4 protein-coding genes are annotated in these 1,801 nt (G+C 64.7%); all 4 read right to left on the minus strand.

From position 1 onward, the window contains the following. Window positions 1-315 precede the first annotated feature (315 nt). Complete coding sequence (locus QZY48_RS21930) at window positions 316-942, minus strand: class I SAM-dependent methyltransferase (RefSeq protein ID WP_295435143.1); 627 nt, start codon at window positions 940-942, stop codon at window positions 316-318. 18 nt (window positions 943-960) lie between these two features. Beyond that, window positions 961-1,371, minus strand: a complete 411-nt coding sequence (locus QZY48_RS21935; RefSeq protein ID WP_295435145.1) for a PIN domain-containing protein — start codon at window positions 1,369-1,371, stop codon at window positions 961-963. Continuing rightward, window positions 1,368-1,559 carry an AbrB/MazE/SpoVT family DNA-binding domain-containing protein gene (locus QZY48_RS21940; RefSeq protein WP_295435147.1) on the minus strand — a complete coding sequence of 64 codons (192 nt, stop codon included), beginning with the start codon at window positions 1,557-1,559 and terminating at the stop codon, window positions 1,368-1,370. The genes QZY48_RS21935 and QZY48_RS21940 overlap by 4 nt, the downstream gene beginning before the upstream one ends. After that, window positions 1,556-1,801: hypothetical protein (locus QZY48_RS21945; protein ID WP_295435149.1), on the minus strand; the 246-nt coding region annotated here is incomplete at its 5' end. The genes QZY48_RS21945 and QZY48_RS21940, both read right to left, overlap by 4 nt.

Genomic DNA, 1,801 nt, shown 5'->3' on the forward strand with positions numbered 1-1,801 from the left:
ATCTGCGCGCCTTCCCGCGGCAAAAAAATGTCCGGCAGCTTACCTCTGACCGGCCAAGATAGTTGTCACTGACCGGTCAAGATAATTGTCACTAAACAAGCTTTCACGGTAACCCGACTGACGCGATTCTTCTCTGCGTCTCTGCGCCTCTGCGTGAGATTCTTAAGAGGTCTCACGCAGAGGCGCAGAGGCGGTGACCCGCGACGCTCGGGTAACCCGCGAAATCTCGTCGCGGCTGAAGCCGCTCCCACAGCGTCGCTGCGCGACTTTCACGGTAAAGCCTCGCCCTCCTGTCCCCTGCGGCCGGAACGACGATCAAGGCCTCGCGACGACATCAGTGTCAGTGCTGATCGCACCCTGCACCGGGTGGCGCAAGGCGGCGCTGAAGTCCCGGTGCATGTAACCGGTCTCGATCGCGCAGTCGGCCCCCAGTTCCCGGGCGAGGGTCTCGATGTCCGGCGGCTCCCAGTAGTTGAAGGTGTCGCAGTCGTCCTCGCCGCGCAGCAGGTTGAAGACGAACCCCAGCCGGGAGGCGGCCAGACAGCGCTCGATGAAGAGACGGGTCTCCTCCCGGGTCAGGGTATTCATGGCGCCGCTGCACAGGTAGTAGTCCGCCCCGGGCAAGGGATCGCGCAGCGCATCGAGCAACAGAACCTCCTCGCCGGTGCGCAGGCGCGCGATCTCCACCATGGGCTCAACCACATCGATACCTACATAGGCGCCCGGCCGGTCGCCCTGGACCTCGAGGTAACGAAAGAGGTCACCCAGGCCGCAGCCCACATCGACCAGGGTCAGGGCCGACAGGTCCGCGGGCAGCAGGCGGCGCAGCACGGCGAAGCGGACCCGCTGGCTGCGGGCGGACTCCCAGTGGGCGCCTTGGGCGTTGTGGCCGTAGCGCTCAAGGGCGTTGCGGTAGAAGGTATCGGTGTCGACTCTGGGCATGGGGCGGCTTGAGGTCCGTCAATGGCTGGCCTTGCAGGGCAATAGGGTCTGGTCGAGCGTCAGTCTTTGGAACTCGGGGTCTTTGTGAACGAGCCGGGCACCCTGGAGCAAGGCGGCGGCGGCAATCCAGGCATCGGCGACCGACATCGGGTGCTGCGCCTTGATTGCCGCGGCCCGCTCGAGCAATTCGCGACTCTCATGTACCCACTCGATCGGCAGCGACAGGCACTGGGCGTAAGCGAGCCGCCCCGCCCCCTCACCCTCGTCCTTCCACACCCGGTACAGGACTTCCATCAGGGTGATGAAGCAACCCCAGACCTTCGCCTGCCCCCGCTGGGCGAGGTCGAGGATCTCCGCCACCTGTTCCGCCCCCGGTTCATCGTCGCGCAGGGTCAGAAGGGCCGAGGTATCGAGCAGGTAGTTGCTCACTCTGCCTCACGGTCCGTCTGACGGTCGGCGAGCAGTCGCGCGGTGGCGCCCCCCTTGCCGCGGGCGCGGAAGGCGGCGATGGGGTCCTCCCGGACCGGAATCACCCGGATTTGACCGTTCTCCACCAGCCACTCCAAACGGTCGGCGGGACCCAACTTGAAGCGGCTGCGGATGTCGGCGGGGATCACCGTCTGTCCCCGGGAGCTGATGGTGCTGCGCATGGCGGCCGGAACCCTGAATTACGAATGTCCCCCAAGTGTAGTTCAACAACGGCCCAACAGCCAAGACAAGGTGTCCGGCCGGGTGCGATCAGGACTGATGTGGTGGCCGAGATCCCGGGTACCCTGTCGTTGTCGTTGTCGTTGTCGTTGTCGTTGTCGTTGTCGTTGTCGTAATCGAATAATCCGCCCACGATTACGACAACGACAAC

The sequence above is a fragment of the uncultured Thiodictyon sp. genome, from assembly GCF_903828115.1.
In the GTDB taxonomy this organism is placed as follows: Bacteria; Pseudomonadota; Gammaproteobacteria; order Chromatiales; family Chromatiaceae; genus Thiodictyon.

Excerpts from the sequence above, each read along its gene's own strand:
- QZY48_RS21930 (WP_295435143.1), bottom strand. The coding sequence starts at position 942 with ATGCCCAGAGTCGACACCGATACCTTCTACCGCAACGCCCTTGAGCGC.